General features: G+C 64.3%; 18 protein-coding genes and 1 pseudogene. 11 read left to right on the plus strand and 8 right to left on the minus strand.

Features of this window, described 5'->3' with window-relative positions:
* Positions 1 to 139 precede the first annotated feature (139 nt).
* Positions 140 to 1,228 carry an NADH:flavin oxidoreductase/NADH oxidase gene (locus tag AB3X98_RS17615; protein ID WP_368602353.1) on the plus strand — a complete coding sequence of 363 codons (1,089 nt, stop codon included), beginning with the start codon at positions 140 to 142 and terminating at the stop codon, positions 1,226 to 1,228.
* Positions 1,229 to 1,262: 34 nt separating this feature from the next.
* Here the strand turns inward: AB3X98_RS17615 and AB3X98_RS17620 are convergent, their stop codons facing one another.
* The gene (locus AB3X98_RS17620; protein ID WP_069265769.1) at positions 1,263 to 1,655 is read right to left on the minus strand and encodes a cupin domain-containing protein; all 393 of its coding nucleotides are present in this window, start codon (positions 1,653 to 1,655) and stop codon (positions 1,263 to 1,265) included.
* 2 nt (positions 1,656 to 1,657) lie between these two features.
* Complete coding sequence (locus AB3X98_RS17625; RefSeq protein ID WP_069265770.1) at positions 1,658 to 2,248, minus strand: LysE family translocator; 591 nt, start codon at positions 2,246 to 2,248, stop codon at positions 1,658 to 1,660.
* A 101-nt stretch (positions 2,249 to 2,349) separates the two neighbouring features.
* Here AB3X98_RS17625 and AB3X98_RS17630 point away from each other — a divergent pair, with 101 nt between their 5' ends.
* Positions 2,350 to 3,240 (plus strand): LysR substrate-binding domain-containing protein, encoded by an 891-nt coding sequence (locus AB3X98_RS17630; RefSeq protein WP_368602354.1) that lies wholly within the window; start codon positions 2,350 to 2,352, stop codon positions 3,238 to 3,240.
* Positions 3,241 to 3,267: 27 nt separating this feature from the next.
* Here the strand turns inward: AB3X98_RS17630 and AB3X98_RS17635 are convergent, their stop codons facing one another.
* Positions 3,268 to 4,158 (minus strand): LysR family transcriptional regulator, encoded by an 891-nt coding sequence (locus AB3X98_RS17635; RefSeq protein WP_069265772.1) that lies wholly within the window; start codon positions 4,156 to 4,158, stop codon positions 3,268 to 3,270.
* Positions 4,159 to 4,279: 121 nt separating this feature from the next.
* Between AB3X98_RS17635 and AB3X98_RS17640 the strand changes: the two genes are divergently transcribed.
* Complete coding sequence (locus tag AB3X98_RS17640) at positions 4,280 to 5,020, plus strand: SDR family NAD(P)-dependent oxidoreductase (protein ID WP_069265773.1); 741 nt, start codon at positions 4,280 to 4,282, stop codon at positions 5,018 to 5,020.
* A 64-nt stretch (positions 5,021 to 5,084) separates the two neighbouring features.
* Positions 5,085 to 5,219: pseudogene (locus AB3X98_RS17645) on the plus strand (NAD(P)-binding domain-containing protein); the annotation flags it as partial.
* 105 nt (positions 5,220 to 5,324) lie between these two features.
* Here the strand turns inward: AB3X98_RS17645 and AB3X98_RS17650 are convergent.
* Positions 5,325 to 5,828, minus strand: a complete 504-nt coding sequence (locus AB3X98_RS17650; RefSeq protein WP_368610293.1) for a hypothetical protein — start codon at positions 5,826 to 5,828, stop codon at positions 5,325 to 5,327.
* A gap of 124 nt (positions 5,829 to 5,952) precedes the next feature.
* Here AB3X98_RS17650 and AB3X98_RS17655 point away from each other — a divergent pair, with 124 nt between their 5' ends.
* Positions 5,953 to 6,837, plus strand: coding sequence for a GNAT family N-acetyltransferase (locus tag AB3X98_RS17655; protein WP_368602356.1), 885 nt, complete (start codon positions 5,953 to 5,955; stop codon positions 6,835 to 6,837).
* A gap of 68 nt (positions 6,838 to 6,905) precedes the next feature.
* On the opposite strand, the gene AB3X98_RS17660 is transcribed toward AB3X98_RS17655, so the two are convergent.
* Both AB3X98_RS17660 and AB3X98_RS17665 read right to left on the minus strand, forming a co-directional pair.
* Positions 6,906 to 8,165 (minus strand): LysR family transcriptional regulator, encoded by a 1,260-nt coding sequence (locus tag AB3X98_RS17660; protein WP_368602357.1) that lies wholly within the window; start codon positions 8,163 to 8,165, stop codon positions 6,906 to 6,908.
* Positions 8,166 to 8,205: 40 nt separating this feature from the next.
* Complete coding sequence (locus AB3X98_RS17665; protein WP_368602358.1) at positions 8,206 to 8,949, minus strand: GntR family transcriptional regulator; 744 nt, start codon at positions 8,947 to 8,949, stop codon at positions 8,206 to 8,208.
* Between the two features lie 373 nt (positions 8,950 to 9,322).
* On the opposite strand from AB3X98_RS17665, the gene AB3X98_RS17670 reads away from it, so the two are divergent.
* From AB3X98_RS17670 to AB3X98_RS17690, 5 genes are all read left to right on the plus strand, one after another.
* Positions 9,323 to 10,168 carry a gallate dioxygenase gene (locus tag AB3X98_RS17670; protein WP_368602359.1) on the plus strand — a complete coding sequence of 282 codons (846 nt, stop codon included), beginning with the start codon at positions 9,323 to 9,325 and terminating at the stop codon, positions 10,166 to 10,168.
* Positions 10,165 to 10,524: a protocatechuate 3,4-dioxygenase gene (locus AB3X98_RS17675; RefSeq protein ID WP_324157852.1), complete on the plus strand. Its 360-nt coding sequence runs from the start codon at positions 10,165 to 10,167 to the stop codon at positions 10,522 to 10,524. Before AB3X98_RS17670 ends, AB3X98_RS17675 begins: the two co-directional genes overlap by 4 nt.
* 253 nt (positions 10,525 to 10,777) lie before the next feature.
* Entirely contained in the window at positions 10,778 to 11,833 is a 1,056-nt protein-coding gene (locus AB3X98_RS17680) for a porin (RefSeq protein WP_342949106.1), read from the plus strand.
* A gap of 160 nt (positions 11,834 to 11,993) precedes the next feature.
* Positions 11,994 to 13,103, plus strand: coding sequence for an NAD(P)/FAD-dependent oxidoreductase (locus AB3X98_RS17685; RefSeq protein WP_368602360.1), 1,110 nt, complete (start codon positions 11,994 to 11,996; stop codon positions 13,101 to 13,103).
* 60 nt (positions 13,104 to 13,163) lie between these two features.
* Positions 13,164 to 13,457: an antibiotic biosynthesis monooxygenase gene (locus AB3X98_RS17690; protein WP_028202455.1), complete on the plus strand. Its 294-nt coding sequence runs from the start codon at positions 13,164 to 13,166 to the stop codon at positions 13,455 to 13,457.
* A 24-nt stretch (positions 13,458 to 13,481) separates the two neighbouring features.
* On the opposite strand, the gene AB3X98_RS17695 is transcribed toward AB3X98_RS17690, so the two are convergent.
* Positions 13,482 to 14,603, minus strand: coding sequence for a CmpA/NrtA family ABC transporter substrate-binding protein (locus tag AB3X98_RS17695; protein ID WP_368602361.1), 1,122 nt, complete (start codon positions 14,601 to 14,603; stop codon positions 13,482 to 13,484).
* Positions 14,604 to 14,622: 19 nt separating this feature from the next.
* Positions 14,623 to 15,207, minus strand: coding sequence for an ANTAR domain-containing response regulator (locus tag AB3X98_RS17700; protein ID WP_069265976.1), 585 nt, complete (start codon positions 15,205 to 15,207; stop codon positions 14,623 to 14,625).
* 411 nt (positions 15,208 to 15,618) lie between these two features.
* On the opposite strand from AB3X98_RS17700, the gene AB3X98_RS17705 reads away from it, so the two are divergent.
* Complete coding sequence (locus AB3X98_RS17705) at positions 15,619 to 17,385, plus strand: SulP family inorganic anion transporter (protein WP_368602362.1); 1,767 nt, start codon at positions 15,619 to 15,621, stop codon at positions 17,383 to 17,385.
* Positions 17,386 to 17,417: the final 32 nt, after the last annotated feature.

Consider the following 17,417-nt stretch of genomic DNA (forward strand, 5'->3'; position numbering starts at 1 on the left):
CTACACGATCACGCAACGACAACTATGAAGGAGCAACGTCAAATATGACCTGATACCCAACGACAACTACCCCGTTGACCGGCCAAGATAGTTGTCGCTGACCGGCCATGCTGCTTGACGCTCTCTATCGAGCCATCCAATGCTGTTCACGCCGATACAGATCGGCAACCTGAACCTCGCCAACCGGATCGTGATCGCCCCGATGGCCCAGTACTCGGCCGAAGAAGGGCTGATGAACGATTGGCACCTGATTCATCTCGGCCAGCTGGCGCTTTCCGGTGCGGCGGCGCTCACCATCGAGGGGACGGCGGTCACCCCCGGGGGGCGCACGAGTTACGGCGACGTAGGGCTCTATTCCGACGAGAGCGAATTCGCCATGGCGCGCGTGCTGCAGAGCGTTCGGCGCTGGTCCGACACGCCGATTGGGATCCAGCTCAACCATGCCGGCCGAAAAGGCTCGCGGCAGAAGTTATGGGACGGCGGCGCACAGATTCCTCATGGTCGCGCAAACGGCTGGAACACCTACGGCCCATCCCCGGTTGCTTTCGCGGCCGGTGAGACACCACCCACTGCCCTGGACCGCAGCGGACTGGCCGCGATTCGCGATGCCTTCGCGGCCGCCGCGCAACGCGCCTCACGGCTCGACCTGAACTTCATTCAAATCCTCGGTGGGCACGGGTATCTGCTCCATCAATTCCTTTCGCCGCTCTCGAACCACAGGGACGACGAGTACGGCGGCTCGCTGGAAAACCGCATGCGATTTCCACTCGAGGTCTTCGAAGCCGTGCGAGACGCGTTTTCGCACGATCGCCCCGTGACGATGCGGATCTCCGCGACGGACTGGGTAGACGGCGGGTGGTCCGTGCACGACGCGATCGCTTTTGTCCACGCACTGGAGGCCAGGGGCTGCGCCGCGATCAATGTCTCGAGTGGCGGCTCGAACCCCGCCGCGCAAATTCCCGTCGGGCCCGGCTATCAGGTTCCCTTCGCGCGGGCCGTGAAGCAGGCGACGACGCTCCCTGTCATCGCCGTCGGCATGATCACCGAGTTCGAACAAGCCGAATCCATCCTCAGCACGCGAGACGCCGATCTGATCGCGCTGGCCCGAGCGGTGCTTTTCGACCCGCGCTGGCCATGGCACGCTGCCGCTCACTTCGGAGCCCAGGTCAGGGCGCCGAAGCAGTATCTTCGCGCTCAACCCAGTCGGCTGCAAAAGGTGTTTGTTTGAAGCGGCGATGTCGATGTCCGCGGGCCAGGCCGCCTCAGCGCGCTTGGCCCAACTGCTCGTCGATCGTCCTCGTCAACGGCGATTCCACGCGCCCGGTATGCAATGTCTGCACGGGCTCGATCAGCACGACCCAGCATTCGTCCTCTGCGACGGGATTGTGCAGCGTGCCGCGCGGCACGACGTGCATCGAGCCCGCGGGCAGATCGACGACACGCCCGTCCTCATACTCGATTTTCAGGTGCCCGCGCACGACGAAGAACAGTTCGTCCTCGTGCTCGTGGTCGTGCCACACGAGCTGCCCGCGCACTTTGGCGACCTTCACGTACTGATCGTTGACCTGGGCGACGACTTTCGGCGACCAGTAATCGGACACGCCGGCGAATGCGGCTTCGAGGTCGAACGATTCGGCAAACGGATGACCAGACATCGTTATCTCCATGCTGGAATGACGGATGCGGCGAGCAGTACGCCCATCGCAAGGTTAAGGATGCGCCAATGGCGCGGCGTGCGAAAGAGGCGGGCGAGCAGCACGCCGAGCGCACACCACAGCGCGAGCGAGACGCATGCGGCCACGCCGAACGCAGCGCTGAGCAGCAGCGCGAGTCGGTTCGGACTGCTTGCGAGCAGCGCGAACGACGCCGCGGCGCCGATCGTCATCGCCCAGCTTTTCGGGTTGAGCCATAGCAGCAGGAATCCGTTGACGAGCGTGATGGGGTGCGCGGGGCCGTTACCTGCGTTCGGCGGCCCGCTGCGCGCGATGCGCCACGCGAGCCACAGCAGATACGCGGAGCCGACTGCCTTGACCGCCGTTTGCAGCGACGGCAGCGCGAGCAGCAGACCGCCCAGGCCGAGCCCGGCGACGGCGGCGAGCACAGCCAGGCCGATCGCGATGCCGAGCATCAGCGGAATCGAACGCGCGAAACCGAAGCGCGCACCCGAAGCGGTGGCGAGCGTGGTGGCGCCGCCGGGCGTCACGGTCGCAATGACGACAAACAGGAGAAGCGGCAGGATCGAGGTCATCGGTGCAGATCCGGAAGAATGAAACTTGCACTGTACGGATCGCCGACGCATCATCAAAGGCAATAATCCTGATGCGATTCATTACGCGGCATAATGCATCCATGAGCCGAAACCTCGACCTCGATCTGATCCGCACCTTTGTTGCCGTCGCCGACAGCGGCAGCATGACGGTCGCCGCGAATCTGCTGCATATGACGCAAGGCGCCGTGAGCCAGCAGGTGAAGCGTCTCGAAGACGTGCTGGATTGCCTGCTGTTCGTGCGCAAGACGCGCAAGCTGGAGCTATCGCGCCATGGCGAGTCATTTCTCGTGAAGGCGCGCCAGCTGCTGCAGTTGAACGACGAAATCTGGGCCGATATGACGGGCGGATCACTGCGCGGCAGCCTGCGCGTGGGCGTGCCATACGATCTCGTGACACCGCTCGCCCCGGCGATGAAGGCGTTCGCCGATGCGCATCCGCAAGTGGAGATTTCGCTCGTGTGTGCGGCGTCGCCGGAATTGAGCGAAGCGGTGCATAGCGGCCGCGTGGATATATCGCTGGTCGAATATGTCGAGAGCGAAGCCGAAGGCGAAGTCGTCCGCATCGAGCCGTTGGTGTGGGTCAAGGGGCGCGGCAGCGATGCCTGGCAGAAGCGGCCGTTGCCGCTGTCGATGGTGGACGAGCGATGTGCCTTCCGGCCGGTCGTGCTCGGCGCGCTCGCGGAGGAGGGCATTGCGTGGCGCACGGTATTCGAGAGCGGCAACATCGAGGCGACCGCTGCGACGGTGCGTGCGGGCCTCGCGATCACGACCTGGCTCGCCTCCACGGTGCCGGCCGACCTCGAGACGCTCGCGCCTCAAGCAACCGGCTTGCCCGCGCTGCCACCGTTCGCGATCTGCCTGCGATTGCCCGCGACGGTTCAGCCCGCGGCGCAGGAATTCGCGCGCCACGTGCGCGAATCGATGTCGAACGACGCAGGCACTCGACGCCCGCAGCTCGCGAGCGTTGCCTGATCTCTTGCGTTCGAGGCCGTCGCGCTTCTACAAGCGCTGCGGTAGGGCATCCGCAAAAAAATCGGTGATCCGGCGCACGCGCGCAGGCACGAAGCGACGGCTCGGCCAGACGATGCTGACATCACGGGCGTCCCCAATGAAGTCGTCCAGCACGGTGACGATGTCGGGATGCTCGAGTTCGGCGGAGAGCGAGAGCTTCGCGAAGAGGCCGATTCCCACACCCGCGAGCACGGCCGATCGTATCGTCTCGACGCTATTGGACGACAGGTTGCCTTGGACCGGCACGTTGAAGCGCCCTTGCGGCCCATGAAACGGCCAGTTCGCCGATTCCATCAGGCCGCCATAGACGAGGCAATTGTGCCTCGCGAGTTCCGCAGGATCCTTCGGTATGCCGTGCTGCTCGAAATAGCGGCGCGATCCCACGCAGACCAGCGGGGTGCTCGCGATTTTCCGCACGACCGAATCTGGATCGTTGATGGTACCCACGCGAATCGCGAGATCGATTCGATCCTCCACCATATCGCGAACGAAATCCGACAACACGAGATCGACCCGAAGACCAGGATGGCGCGACAGCAGTTCGGGAATGAGCGGGAGAACGTGCAGGCGGCCGAACGTCGAGGCGGCGGCGATGCGGGCCAGGCCCGAGACATCGAGCGTGCTGCTGCTCAGTTCGTTGTCGGCTACCTCGATTTCGTCGAGCAACGGCTTGGTGCGCTCGTAGTACTTCTGCCCTTGATCAGTGAGAGTCACGCTGCGTGTGCTGCGGTTCAATAGCTGCACGCCGAGGCGTTTTTCCAGCGCACCGATCGCCTTGCTGATGGCGGACTGTGAATCGCCGGTTCTACGCGCCGCTGCGGAAAAGCCTCCCGCTTCGACAACGGCGATGAAGGCGTTCAATTCGTGAAATCGATCCATTGCACGTCTCTCGCGAGACCCATTCCCTCGAAGAATAGATCTCATGATAACTCCGCTGATTATCATTCGTTGGGGCGGCAATTACGATGTCGATTCCGTTCACCAACAAGCAGGAATTTCAATGTCGACTCTCACAGGCAAGGTCGCCGTCATTAGCGGCGCAACGACAGGTATCGGCTTGGCGATTGCCCAGCGGTTCGTCGCCGAAGGCGCGCACGTCTTTATCTTTGGCCGTAGGCAAGGTCCGCTCGAAGAGGCTGCCAAACTGATCGGACGCAACGTGACTGCGATTCAGGCCGACGCCGCGAACCTCGATGACCTCGACCGCGTCGCCGCGGCGGTCAGGGAAGAAAAGGGTGTCGTGGACATCATCGTGTCGAACGCGGGCTTTACCGAGCAGGCTTCGATCGACACCATCACCCCAGAGCATTTCGACAAGGCATTCAACCTGATGGCGCGCGGCCCCGTCTTTCTGGTGCAGAAGCTGCTGCCGATGATGACAGGGGGCGGATCGATCATCCTGGTTTCTTCGGCCATGCACGTCATGGGCATTCCCGGGCACACGGCCTACGCGGCGACCAAGGCCGCGTTGCGTTCCTATGCGCGCACCTGGGCCGCCGAATTCAAGGATCGCGGCATTCGCGTCAACATGCTCAGTCCTGGCGTCACCGACACGCCGATACTCGACGCCCAGTCGGCGACGCGCGAGGATCTGGTGAGCATGTACAAAAGCATGGTCCCGCTCGGTCGACTCGCCCGCGCCGAGGAGATGGCCAGCGCGGCACTCTTTCTCGCCTCCGAACAGAGTTCGTATATGACGGGCGCGGATCTGATGAATGACGGCGGCATCGGCCAGGTCTGACAACCGATGCACACAATCGGCCAAAGTGATTTCCTGTTATTCAGGAATACGAATGGAGGGTGCAATTAGCTATGCAATCATCGGGCTCGGCAAAATCGGCACGGCCATCGCGCAGGCATTTGCCGATCAGGGCATCGAGGTAGCCATGGCAGGCAGACGCCCGGTCGATTCGCTCGCAGCGCAGATTGGGCCGTCGCTGGATTGACCGGCCGCGCGCTAACTCGCTTGCCGCGAGAGCGCTTTCATAACGGGCATGGCGTTGCTTGTGGACGGACGCTGCCCGTTCGCCATGCGGGAGCATGGCTCACTGTACCCGCTCCGGCTGGGCCCGAAGCTTGTCCTTGATTGCGGTCAGGCAGTTCGTGAACTGGGTGCGAAGTCCCACGGAGTTGCCGCTCGGTGCGGCAAGGCTGTCGGTTGTCACAGTCCATCCGTCGGGCGTACGCGAGACATCGAGTTCGAAGTACTCGGCCGATTCGCTGTCGAGGACCACCGACTCGCGAAAGCTGCCCTTCGCCGAACGAACGACCGCCTCGCAGCCCTGCTGGAGCCTGGCTGGCGCATGAGCAGACAAACCGGGTGAGCCGTCGCGAAAGGGGACCGCGCCGTACATGCGGAACGCCTCGAACTGCGCCGGCATGGCGGCCGTGACGAACTGGATGTCCGAATCCGAAACGGCATTTCCGCATCCCGCGAGGGCGGTGACGAAGGCTGCGAGCGCGATGCGGGCGCAATGACTCCGGTTAGTGAGTTCGTGGTTCCTGCCTGCTCGTAGTCTCTGCGCAAACGTTAGCGTTCTCATCTCCACTATTACGGCGTGCGTTATGCATATATTTATCGAGGTTAACCCTGGCATCGCATTTGTTTGACTCGACGAGCGGGCAATGCATGCGCGGTTGACGGATTCGATATCTCTGACTAGAGTCAGAGATATGAGCGCGTCCTCGATTCCTCAGATTCGTCGGTTTAACCGCATCGTCGCGGAAAGCATCGGCGCTATCGACGATCATTTCCTCGGACGAGGCCGCCCAATGGGTGAATCGCGCCTGCTATGGGAGATCGGTGTCGAAGGGGCGGATATCCGTACGCTGCGCGCGCGGCTGAGTCTTGATTCGGGTTATGTCAGCCGTACGCTGGCGTCGCTCGAGCGGCAAAGACTGGTCGTTGTCCTCACCGATTCGAACGACCGCCGGGTTCGCCGGGCTTGCCTGACTGAGGCGGGTCTCGTCGAAAGGGCTGAACTCGAACGGCTCTCCGACGCGGTCGCGTTACGCGTGCTCGAACCTCTCGGAGAGAAACAGCGTCAGCGACTGGTCGAAGCCATGTTCGAGGTCGAACGTTTGCTGCAGGCATCGCTCGTGCATTTTGCGCTCGAGGACCCGGATAGCAGTGACGCGCGGTGGTGCTTTGAACAGTACTTCAGCGAACTCGACCAGCGTTTTGAAGCCGGATTCGACCCGTCCCTGAGCCTGTCGGCAGATGCTGTCGAACTGACGGCGCCCGCAGGCGCGCTAATCGTCGCGAGACTCCACGGCGACCCGATCGGCTGTGTCGCGCTGAAATTCCACAAGAAGTCCCCGGCCGAACTCAAGAGAATGTGGGTGAGTCCTTGCGCGCGCGGTATGGGCGTCGGCCGCCGCTTGATCGTCGAGGCGGAGAAACGTGCCCGCCAGGCCAAGGCGCGCGTTATTCGTCTGGAGACGAATCGAACGCTGTGTGAGGCGATATCGCTATACAGGCAATCTGGATTCGTCGAAGTCGATGCATTCAACGCCGAACCGTATGCCCATCACTGGTTCGAAAAGCGCCTGGACTGAACGAGCGCAACGCTTTGCACTACGGACTTTCGATTCTCGCTGACGATCGTCTCATGGGGCTTGCGGATTCACCCCGCGCGCCGCCCCTCCACCACACGCGTTGCGGGCGCAACCTCCATCACCACGAGCCGGATCGCGTCGATCAGCGCGCGTGCCGCAGGCGAGGGCGAGCCCTGCGCGCGCAGTGTCAGCCCGATATCGCGGCGTGTGTGCTGCAGCGGCACGTCGAGAATCACCAACTGGCCCGATTCGATTTCGTAGTGCAACTGCTGCGCCGAGAGCGCCGTGATCATGTCCGTGCCAAGCAGCAACCCGCGAATCACGGCGAGATCGGCGGTTTCGACGGTGGGCAGGGGCGGCTTGAGCTTCACGCGGCGGAACTGCGCTTCGAGCAGCCCGCGCGAAGGCGAATGCGTGCGTGAAAGTATCCATTGAGCATCACGCAGATCGTTGAGCGTGAGGCTATGCTTTTTCGCGAATGGATGATCGCGCCGCGCGAGCACGACCATGTCTTCCGACATCAATCGTTCGTTGCCGAGGCCGCTTGCCGCATCGTTTTCGCGCAGCGCGCCGAGCACGAAGTCCACGTCGCCCGCGCGCAGGCCCGCCACGAGCAGTTCATACGCGCTTTCGTCGGTCACGACGCGCACGCCCGGATGCTGCGCGGAAAGGCGCGCGATGGCGGCCGGCAGGATCAGCGTGCGGCCCAATGGCAGCGCGCCCACGGTCACCGCGCCCTGGATATTGCCGTGCAGCGCCGCAATATCGTCGGGTACGTGTCGCAGTTCGTTGAGCGCGCGCCGCACGTGCAGCAGGAAGGTCTCGCCCTCGGCCGTGAGCAGCACGCCGCGCGGTCCGCGATGGAAGAGCGTGACACCCGAGCCGCTTTCGAGCACGCGCATGGCGCTGCTCACGGCGGGCTGGCTGATGCCGAATGCATTGGCCGTGCTCGGCATATGGCGGTGCCGCGCGAGAGCGACGAATAGCTGCAGCCGCCGGGTGTTGAGCAGATACGCGGGAAGCGTGCCTTCGCTCAACGCGCGCCGGCGCGCCTGGCGCGCTGCGCACCACTGCGCGAGTTCTTCCAGTTCGCCAAAAATTCGCGCGCAGCGCTCGAGCACCACGCGGCCCACGGCCGTGGGCAGCATGCCCGACGGTTTGCGCTCGAAGAGCGGCGCGCCCAGCGCCGTCTCCAGTTCCTGCACCGAGCGCGTGACGGCCGATTGCGCGCGATACAAGGCCGAAGCGGCGCGCGTGGCGCTGCCCGTGTCGGCAACGAGGCGAAAAGCGCGCAGATGCGCGAGGTTCAGGAGTTCGGACTGGCTCACGGCTCGATCATGTCGTTTTGGGTGGGATACGCGCCGTGTCTCATGCGGCGACCGTGGCAACCATGGCAACTGCGGCGGCGGCGCCATCGTCGACCGCGCTCAGATGCAGCCGGTCGACCGAAAGATTGAGGCTCTCCTTCGAAATATGCGTGTGCTCTTTCATCAGCGCCTCGACGCGTGCGCCTTCGCCGTTGACGAGCGCGCCGACAATGGCGTGATGCTGGCGGTGCGCATACGAGAGCATCATGAACTGACGCTGCTGCGCGGCCTTGTCGAACACCACCGTGCCCGGCGAGACGAATGGAATCTTGTCGTTGAGCCCGAGCGCGGCACTCACCGCAAGATTGTGCGCCGCTTCCACAATCAGTGCGTGGAAGCGGCCGTTCATCTCGGCGTAGCGCGTTTCCGCTTCGCTGTCGAGCACGCCGGCCGCGAAAATCGCGTCGCCTTCGCGCAGACAGTCTTCGAGTGCGCGCGCGAGCGCCTGGTCCACGCCGCGCTCGGCGACCGTGCGCGCGGCGAGCCCTTCGAGCACGCCGCGCACGTCGATGGCGTTGAGCACGTCGGTCACCGAAAAGCGCCGCACGGTGTAGCCGCGCGCGCCCGAGCGCTCGACGAGGCCTTCGGTGGCGAGCACACTCAGCGCATAGCGCAGCGGCGTGCGCGAAATGCCGAGGCGCTCGGCGAGTTGCGCCTCGACGAGCCGCTCGCCGGGCTCGAGTTCGCCGGAGAGGATGCGCGTGCGCAGCGCCTGCACGATGGTTTGCTGGGTCGTCCCGTTCATGTCATGCGTGAATCGCAGCGGGCGAGGCGCGCGGCGTATGGCGCGCGCGGCCCTTGCGAGTTCGTTCTTTTGATATCTGTTTCGTTTATGAGGAGGTTGCCAGGGCGGACCGGCCGCACTTCCCGCAACAGGGTTTCAGGATACCAAAAACCGTTGCGGCGCGCGGGTTTGCGCGATCGGCCGAATGTGCGCAAGCGCGCACAAGCCTTGAATTCATGAGGGAAAGGGAAAAAATCGGGGTTAACCCTTGCTTACGGTTTGGCCGGCGTTTTTGTAATTTCGTATCCCAAGTGATGGATCGAAGGCGTCTGCGGGCGCATCGGGTCCAGCGCGGCGCGAGTGCGCCGCATGAACAGCAGCAGAGGGCAAGATCATGGCAAGAATACTGGGCGGCATCGGCACATCGCACGTGCCGACAATCGGCATGGCATACGACAAGGGCAAGCAGAACGAACCCGCGTGGGCGCCGCTCTTCCAGGGGTACGAACCGGTGGCGAAGTGGCTCGCCGAGCGCAAGCCGGACGCGCTCGTGATGTTCTACAACGACCACGCCAACAGCTTCTTCTTCGACTGCTATCCCACCTTCGCGCTGGGCGTTTCCGCCACGCACGAGTTCGCCGACGAAGGCGCGGGCAAGCGCGCGCTGCCGGACATCGCGGGCCACCCCGATCTCGCGATCCATATTGCCGAGCAGCTCGTCAACGACGAGTTCGATCTCACGATCTTCCAGGACAAGCCGCTCGACCACGGCTGCAACTCGCCGCTTTCGCTCATGCTGCCGCACGAAGGCGGCTGGCCCGCGGCGCTGGTGCCGGTCCAGGTGAATGTGCTCCAGTATCCGCTGCCCACGGCGAACCGCTGCTACCGGATCGGCCAGGCGCTGCGCCGCGCGATCGAATCGTTCGAGCAGGATCTCGACGTGGTGGTGGTCGGCACGGGCGGCCTTTCGCATCAGGTGCACGGCGAGCGCAGCGGTTACAACAACACCGAATGGGACATGGAGTTCCTCGACCTGATCGTGAACGATCCGGAGCGCCTCGCCCGCATGAAGCATGTGGACTATGTGCGCCTTGGCGGCGCCGAAAGCGTGGAGACGATCATGTGGCTCGCCATGCGCGGGGCGCTGGGCGGCAAGATCCGCGAAGTCCATCGCAACTACTATCTCGCGACCAGCACGGCGATGGCGGTCACGGTGTACGAAGAAGAGGGCCAGCAATGAATCCGCAACTGGTTGGCATCGAGGAACTGACGGGCACCTACCCCTTCGACATTCGCCAGAGCATGAAGGCCATGCGCCTGAATCGCTTCTTCTGGGAAATGCGTCTGCCGCAAGCGCGCGATCTGTGGCTGCGCGACCGCACGGCCGCCTACGACGCCGCCGCGCTCACCAGCGAGGAGCGCGCGCTCGTCGACGCTACGGACTGGCTCGGCCTCATTCAATACGGCGTGTGCTTCTTCGTGCTCGAGAAGTTCGCGCGCGTGGTGAAGATCACGAATCTCGGCATGTACGCCAGTATGCGCGGCGAAACCCTCGAAGCGTTCCTGAAGACGCGCAAGGTGCCCGACGCAGTCTGAGCGTTTGCTCGACCGTTTGATTTCCTGATTGACTTTTGCGCTCGGGTGGGCAATTTGCCCACTCGAACGCGTTTGACCCGCGTGGCCCCACATGCCGCGCGCTCGCTTGCGGCTCGCCGGATATCGGGGCGGCGAGAGCGCCACCCTTCGATGCTCGAATAAACAGGTTTGTTCAAAACAGGAGACTTGGAGAATGCAGGATCATAAGCAGTACAAAAAGATTGCATTGGCGATTACGGGGGCTATCGGTGTGATGGCGTGTGCTGCACCGGCGTTCGCGCAGAGCAGCGTGACGCTCTACGGCATGATGGACACCGGCATTACCTACGTGAGCAACCAGGGCGGCAAGCACAACGTCAAGATGGACGACGGCGTGAACGGCCCGAACCTGTGGGGCATGACCGGCACGGAAGACCTGGGCGGCGGCACGAAGGCCTTCTTCCAGCTCGTCAACCAGTTCCAGGTGGACAACGGCGCGTTCATGCCGAACAAGAGTCTTTTCAGCCGTACGTCGATTCTGGGTCTGAGCAACGACAAGCTGGGCAAGCTCACGCTCGGCAACCAGTACGACTTCATGACGGACTCGCTGTATTTCGCGGGCAACGATCCGGCGGAGCTCTCGGGCCATTTCTACGATTTCCGCGCAGGTCCGTTCCAGAAGCTCGCGCTGCCGAACAACCCGACTGGTTCGTTCGACTGGGACCGCATGGCTGGCGAAACCGTCAACAACTCGGTGAAGTATCTGTCGCCGACGTTCGGCGGTTTCAGCGCGGGCGCGATGTACAGCTTCGGCGGCGTGGCCGGTTCGATCGGCACGGCCAATGGCACGAGCTTCGCGCTGAACTACTCGGCACATGATTTCGGCGTGAACGCGGCCTATACGAACCTCAAGACCGTCGTGACGGGCGAAGGCGACGTGAGCGTGCGCAACTGGGGTATCGGCGCGCACTACCGTTTCGGCGGCTGGATCACGAACGCGCTCTTCACCACCGTGCACAACTCGGCCAACGGCGGCTCGGTGTATCAGGGCTCGGTGGGCGCGCACTACAACTTCACGCCTGCACTCAGCGCCGGCGCGTCGTACATGTACATGAAGGGCAACGACGTGGTCGACAACAATCACGCGCACCAGGTCGCGGCGATCGTCGATTACGCGCTTTCCAAGCGCACCAGCGTGTACGTGCTGGGCGTGTACCAGCGCGCCAGCTCGGGCGGTCTCGCGCAGATCAACGGCATGAACTCCTCGGACGGCGCTTCGAGCGGTCAGAGCCAGGCGGTTGCGCGCGTGGGCCTGCATACGCACTTCTGATGCACCGCTGGCTTCATCATCTCCGGCAGTTGTTTGACGCCGCCCGATCGGCTGATCGGGCGGCGTTTTTTCATGGTGCGCATCCTTTCACGAAAGGCTCGCGAATTGGGCAAAATAACGCCAGTCGCAACAGCACTCGCGTGACGAGAAAGGAAGTTTCATGACGGATACGGTGGATTGCGTCGTGATCGGCGCGGGCGTGGTCGGTCTCGCGGTTGCGCGCGCGTGCGCGCAGCAGGGCTGGGAAACCGTCCTCGTCGAGGCGGAAAACGCCATCGGCACGGGCACCAGCTCGCGCAACAGCGAAGTGATACACGCGGGCATTTACTACCCGCAAGGCTCACTCAAGGCGCGGCTGTGCGTGCAAGGCAAGCACAAGCTTTACGCGTATTGCGAGGAGAAGGGCGTGGAGTTCGGCCGTTGCGGCAAGTTCATCGTCGCGACGCACAAAGGGCAGCTCGACGCGCTGCGCGCGATTCGCGCGGCGGCCGCCGCCAATGGCGTGGACGACCTGCGCTGGCTCGACCGTGGCGAGGCGCGCGCACGGGAACCCGCGCTCGAGTGCGTGGCGGCGCTCGAATCGCCCTCCACGGGCATTGTCGACAGCCACGGTTTGATGCTCGCGCTACAGGGCGACTTTGAAGCGGCGGGTGGCATGCTCGCGTTTTGCTCGCCGGTCACGGGGGGCCTCGTGCGGCCGGGCCAGCCGACGCTCCTCAAGGTAGGCGGCGACGAGCCGATGGAATTGCTCGCCACGCGCGTGGTGAACAGTGCGGGCCTCTACGCGCAGCAGATCGCGGCATGCATCGAAGGCGTGCCGGCGCAATCGATTCCGCCGGGGCGCTACGCGAAGGGCAATTACTACTCGCTGGCGGGCGCGGCGCCGTTTTCGCGGCTCATCTATCCGGTGCCGGAGGAAGGGGGCCTGGGCGTGCATCTGACGATCGACCTGGGCGGCCAGGCGCGCTTCGGTCCCGACGTGGAATGGATCGACACGATCGACTACACCGTGGACCCAGGCCGCGCGGCCAAATTCTACGAGGCGATTCGCACTTACTGGCCCGCGCTGCCTGACGACGCGCTGCAACCGGGTTATGCTGGCATTCGCCCGAAGCTGGCCGAGGGCAAGCATGGCGGCGACTTCGTGATCCAGGACGCGCGCGAGCACGGCGTGAGCGGGCTCGTGAACCTCTACGGCATCGAGTCGCCTGGGCTGACGGCTTCGCTCGCGATTGCACACGAAGTCATCGAACGCCTGAAAACACACTGACTGCAGTGGCGGATCAAACGCGAATCAACGCGAATCAACGCGAATCACAAGGAGAACAGGATGGTCTACGAGATGGCGCATATCACGGTGAGCGCAGGCAAGAACGCCGAATTCGAGGCAAACGTGGCGCAGGCGCTGCCGCTCTTTCATCGCGCACGCGGCTGCCGCAGCGTGGAATTGCAACGCGGCGTGGAAGAGCCGAACCAGTATGTGCTCGTCGTGCAGTGGGACACCGTCGAAGATCACATGGTGCACTTTCGCGAGTCGGATGACTTTCAGGAATGGCGCCGGCTCGTCGGCCCGTACTTCGAGAAGCCGCCTGTCGTGGGGCACACGCAGGTCGTCGTGAAGTAAGCGGCTGGGCGCGGCCAGCCGCGCTTACGCCTTGATACCGAATCCCTCCACATACCCCACCGCGTCCTCCCCGTCCCAAACGCGTCCATCGACGAACGGCGCGGTGGCCGTCTCTGCCGGCAGCGCGATTCCCATCGCCGCCGCCGCTTGCCCGTACAGCGCGGTCTGGTTCAAGCCGCGCGCGATCTCGCGATAGTCGCTTCGGCGCGCGAGCATGCCCCATCGTTCGAACTGCGTCAGAAACCATACGCCTTCGGATTCGTGCGGATAGTTCACGCGGCCTTCCTCGAAGAACTTCATGCCTGGCGTGTGCGATGCCGGGTCCGCTTCGAGCCGTGCCGCGATCAGCGCGGCGTCCACCCCCAGCATCTCCGGGCGCGCAAGCCATTGCGCAATCTCGCGTCGATTGCCTTCGCCGTCCAGCCAGCGGCACGCTTCGAGCATCGTCTGTACGAGCGCGCGCGCCGTGTTCGGATGGCGCACCACGAAATCGCGCCGGCAGGCGAGCACCTTCTCGGGATGATCCGGCCAGATCGCCCCGCTCGCGATGATCGTGCGTCCTACGCCGCGCTGCTGCGCGAGCCCAGGCCACGGCTCGCCCACGCACAGGCCGTCGAGGCGATCTTCGGCGAGCGCGGCCACCATCTGCGGCGGCGGGATCACCACGCTCTCGATGTCGCGCAGCGGATGCACGCCTTGCGAAGCGAGCCAGTAGTACAGCCACATCGCGTGCGTGCCGGTGGGGAAGGTCTGCGCGAACACGGGCTTGCGCGCGAGCGTGGCGAGCGCGCGCGGCAGCGAGCCGTGTTCGGCGAGCGCATCTGAGAGACGGTTCGAGAGCGTAATGGCCTGGCCGTTGCGGTTGAGCACCATCAGCACGGCCATGTCGGTCTGCGGGCCGCCCAGGCCGAGCTGCACGCCATAGACGAGGCCGTAGAGCGAATGCGCGGCGTCGAGCTCACCGGACAGCAGCTTGTCGCGCAGCGCCGCCCACGAGGGCTGGCGCGAGAGCTCGAGCGTGAGGCCGTGCGCGTGGCCGAACTCCAGCAGCTTCGCGGCGACAAGCGGCGCGGCGTCGGCGAGCGGCACGAAGCCGATCTTCAGATGGGTTTTCTCGGGCGCGGCGAGGGTAGGGGTGGCGTTCATGGGCGAGCTTCGTTCCTGCTCAATCGGGTCGTTCCTGCGCTTGCGCGAGCGCGACGATCTGGCGGGCGACTTCGGCGAGCTTCACGCTCTCGTTCATCGCGCGTTTGCGCAGCGCCGCGTAGGCCGCGGGTTCGGTCAGCTTCTGTTGCTCCATCAGGATGCGCTTCGCGCGGTCGATCAGCTTGCGCTCGGCCAGTTCGTTTTCGGCCTGCGTGAGACGCTCGCGCAACTGCGCTTCCTGTGCAAAGCGCGCGAGCGCGACTTCGAGGATCGGCGCAAGGCGCTCGCTCGCGAGCCCTTCCACGAGATAGGCGGTCACACCCGCATTCACGGCCGAGCGGATCAGCTGCTGGTTGGCGTCGTGGCTGAACATCAGCACCGGGCGCGGCGCGGTGGCGTTCATCACCGCGAGTTGTTCGAGCGTGTCGCGCGAGGGCGACTCGGTGTCGATGATGATGACGTCGGGCCGCTCGCGCTCGACGACGCGATGCAGCGCCTGCGGCGTGGCGGGCTCGGCGAGCATGTCGTAGCCGAGCTTGGCGAGCGCGTCGCGCAGGTCGCCGATAGGCTTGTCGGTGTCGGTTACGAGCAGTACGCGCAGCATGAGGATTCGGTGGTCGTCGGCATGACGTCTTCGACGGTTAATCGGTGCATTGCGCGCCATCGCTGGGCGCGCATGAGGGTTCAGCAAGGTGCGTGCCAGTTTGTCCGTTGGCCGCGAAGCCATGCCCGTTGGGGTTTTGGGCGTGCCGCGCAAAAACTCGGCGCGCGATGTGTTGTGCACCGCAGCAGTGCGATGGGCGATACGGCGCACCCCGTTGGCGCAGTGGTCGCGGGCGATGCCCGAAAAAGTGCGGGAGGGCAGCATGAATCCGCGCTCAGGACTCCGGCGTCAAGACAGCGGACCGCGGCGTCTTTTGTGACACGCATATTTCACCTATTCTTTTTAGCGCACGCCGTCGGCTCCACGATTCCCAGCGCCAGCATTCTCACGACAATTAACCGGCCAATGGAAATGGAAAGACCTGCTTCCCCCAACGCACAGGCCGCCAGTGCCAGCGCAAGCCAGCCCTGGTTGCGCTGGCTGCCCGGCGTCACGTTGTTCAGGACTTATCAACGCGCCTGGTTGCTCAACGATCTCGCTGCGGGACTCGTGCTGACCACCATGCTCGTGCCGGTCGGCATCGCCTACGCGGCGGCGTCCGGTGTGCCGGGTGTATACGGTCTCTATGCCACGATCATTCCGTTGCTGGCCTACGCCATTTTCGGGCCCAGCCGCATTCTCGTGCTCGGCCCCGACTCCGCGCTTGCCGCGCCGATACTCGCCGTGGTGGTGCAGGTCGCGGGCGGCGACCCCGCACGCGCCATCGGTGTGGCGAGCATGATGGCGATCGTGTCCGGGCTCGTCTGCGTCGTCATGGGGCTGTTGCGCCTCGGCTTCATCACGGAGCTGCTGTCCAAGCCCATTCGATACGGCTACATGAACGGCATTGCGCTCGCCGTGCTGATTAGCCAGTTGCCGAAGCTCTTCGCCGTCTCCATCGACGAGCAGGGCCCGATGAGAGACCTGCTCAGCCTCGCCCAGGCGCTCGCGCGCGGCGAGGCGAACTGGTACAGCTTCGCCGTGGGCGCGGGAAGCCTCGTGCTGATCCTCGTGCTCAAGCGCTTCGACAAGGTGCCCGGCATCCTGATCGCCGTGATCGTGGCCACGCTCTCGGTCAGTCTCCTTCATCTCGACACCCTGGGTGTGAAAGTGCTGGGCACGATCCCCCAGGGCTTGCCTGGACTTTCGCTGCCGTGGGTCGCCAACGTGGACCTCGTCAAGATCGTGCTGGGCGGCGCCGCCGTCGCGTTGATCGCCTTCGCCGATACGAGCGTGCTCTCGCGCACCTATGCGGCGCGCTTTCATGCGCGCGTCGACCCGAACCAGGAGATGGTGGGCCTCGGCGTGGCGAACTTCGCGGCCGGCTTGTTCCAGGGCTTTCCGATCAGCAGCAGCGCCTCGCGCACGCCGGTTGCCGAAGCCGCGGGCGCCCGCACGCAGCTAACCGGCGTAGTCGGCGCGCTCGCCGTGGCGGCGCTGCTCATGGTCGCGCCCAATCTGTTGCGATATTTGCCCAATAGCGCGCTCGCCGCCGTGGTGATTGCCGCCGCGCTCGGCCTGTTCGAAATCGCGGATCTCAAACGCATCTACCGGATTCAGCAGTGGGAGTTCTGGCTGTCGATCGGTTGCTTCGTGGCAGTCGCGGTCTTTGGGGCGATTCCCGGCATTGGACTTGCCGTCCTGATCGCCGTGATCGAATTCCTCTGGGACGGCTGGCGGCCCCATTTCGCAGTGCTCGGCCGTGTGGAGGGCTTGCGCGGCTATCACGACATCGAGCGCTATCCCGAAGCGGTGCGCACGCCGGGACTCGTGCTGTTTCGCTGGGACGCGCCGCTGTTTTTCGCGAATGCCGAATTGTTTCAGCAGCGCCTGATGGAGGCGGTGGAAGCGTCGCCCACGCCGGTGCGCCGGGTAGTGGTGGCGGCGGAGCCCGTGACGAGTGTGGACGTCACGTCCGCCGACATGCTGCGCGAACTGACTCATACGTTGCGCGAGCGCGGCATCGCGCTGCATTTCGCTGAGATGAAGGACCCGGTGCGCGACAAGCTCAAGCGCTTCGATTTGCTCGAAGACATCGGTCCGGAGCGCTTCGATCCGACCGTGAGCAGTGCTGTCGATCGCTATGTCGACGAGACCGGCCTCGCGAAGGACGAGGCCGGGCCGCAAACGGGACGGTAGTGAAAAGCCGATGCGGTGCCAGCCTCCCAGCG

Source organism: Paraburkholderia sp. BR14312 (assembly GCF_040948675.1).
In the GTDB taxonomy this organism is placed as follows: Bacteria; Pseudomonadota; Gammaproteobacteria; order Burkholderiales; family Burkholderiaceae; genus Paraburkholderia; species Paraburkholderia nodosa_A.

What these genes read in the sequence shown, in the direction of transcription:
- AB3X98_RS17625 (WP_069265770.1), bottom strand. Translation starts at nt 2,248, where the DNA reads ATGACCTCGATCCTGCCGCTTCTCCTGTTTGTCGTCATTGCGACCGTG.
- AB3X98_RS17665 (WP_368602358.1), bottom strand. Translation starts at nt 8,949, where the DNA reads ATGAACGGGACGACCCAGCAAACCATCGTGCAGGCGCTGCGCACGCGC.
- AB3X98_RS17690 (WP_028202455.1), top strand. Translation starts at nt 13,164, where the DNA reads ATGGTCTACGAGATGGCGCATATCACGGTGAGCGCAGGCAAGAACGCC.
- AB3X98_RS17700 (WP_069265976.1), bottom strand. Translation starts at nt 15,207, where the DNA reads ATGCTGCGCGTACTGCTCGTAACCGACACCGACAAGCCTATCGGCGAC.
- AB3X98_RS17655 (WP_368602356.1), top strand. Translation starts at nt 5,953, where the DNA reads ATGAGCGCGTCCTCGATTCCTCAGATTCGTCGGTTTAACCGCATCGTC.
- AB3X98_RS17705 (WP_368602362.1), top strand. Translation starts at nt 15,619, where the DNA reads ATGGAAAGACCTGCTTCCCCCAACGCACAGGCCGCCAGTGCCAGCGCA.
- AB3X98_RS17640 (WP_069265773.1), top strand. Translation starts at nt 4,280, where the DNA reads ATGTCGACTCTCACAGGCAAGGTCGCCGTCATTAGCGGCGCAACGACA.
- AB3X98_RS17670 (WP_368602359.1), top strand. Translation starts at nt 9,323, where the DNA reads ATGGCAAGAATACTGGGCGGCATCGGCACATCGCACGTGCCGACAATC.
- AB3X98_RS17635 (WP_069265772.1), bottom strand. Translation starts at nt 4,158, where the DNA reads ATGGATCGATTTCACGAATTGAACGCCTTCATCGCCGTTGTCGAAGCG.
- AB3X98_RS17620 (WP_069265769.1), bottom strand. Translation starts at nt 1,655, where the DNA reads ATGTCTGGTCATCCGTTTGCCGAATCGTTCGACCTCGAAGCCGCATTC.
- AB3X98_RS17695 (WP_368602361.1), bottom strand. Translation starts at nt 14,603, where the DNA reads ATGAACGCCACCCCTACCCTCGCCGCGCCCGAGAAAACCCATCTGAAG.
- AB3X98_RS17685 (WP_368602360.1), top strand. Translation starts at nt 11,994, where the DNA reads ATGACGGATACGGTGGATTGCGTCGTGATCGGCGCGGGCGTGGTCGGT.
- AB3X98_RS17675 (WP_324157852.1), top strand. Translation starts at nt 10,165, where the DNA reads ATGAATCCGCAACTGGTTGGCATCGAGGAACTGACGGGCACCTACCCC.
- AB3X98_RS17630 (WP_368602354.1), top strand. Translation starts at nt 2,350, where the DNA reads ATGAGCCGAAACCTCGACCTCGATCTGATCCGCACCTTTGTTGCCGTC.
- AB3X98_RS17615 (WP_368602353.1), top strand. Translation starts at nt 140, where the DNA reads ATGCTGTTCACGCCGATACAGATCGGCAACCTGAACCTCGCCAACCGG.
- AB3X98_RS17680 (WP_342949106.1), top strand. Translation starts at nt 10,778, where the DNA reads ATGGCGTGTGCTGCACCGGCGTTCGCGCAGAGCAGCGTGACGCTCTAC.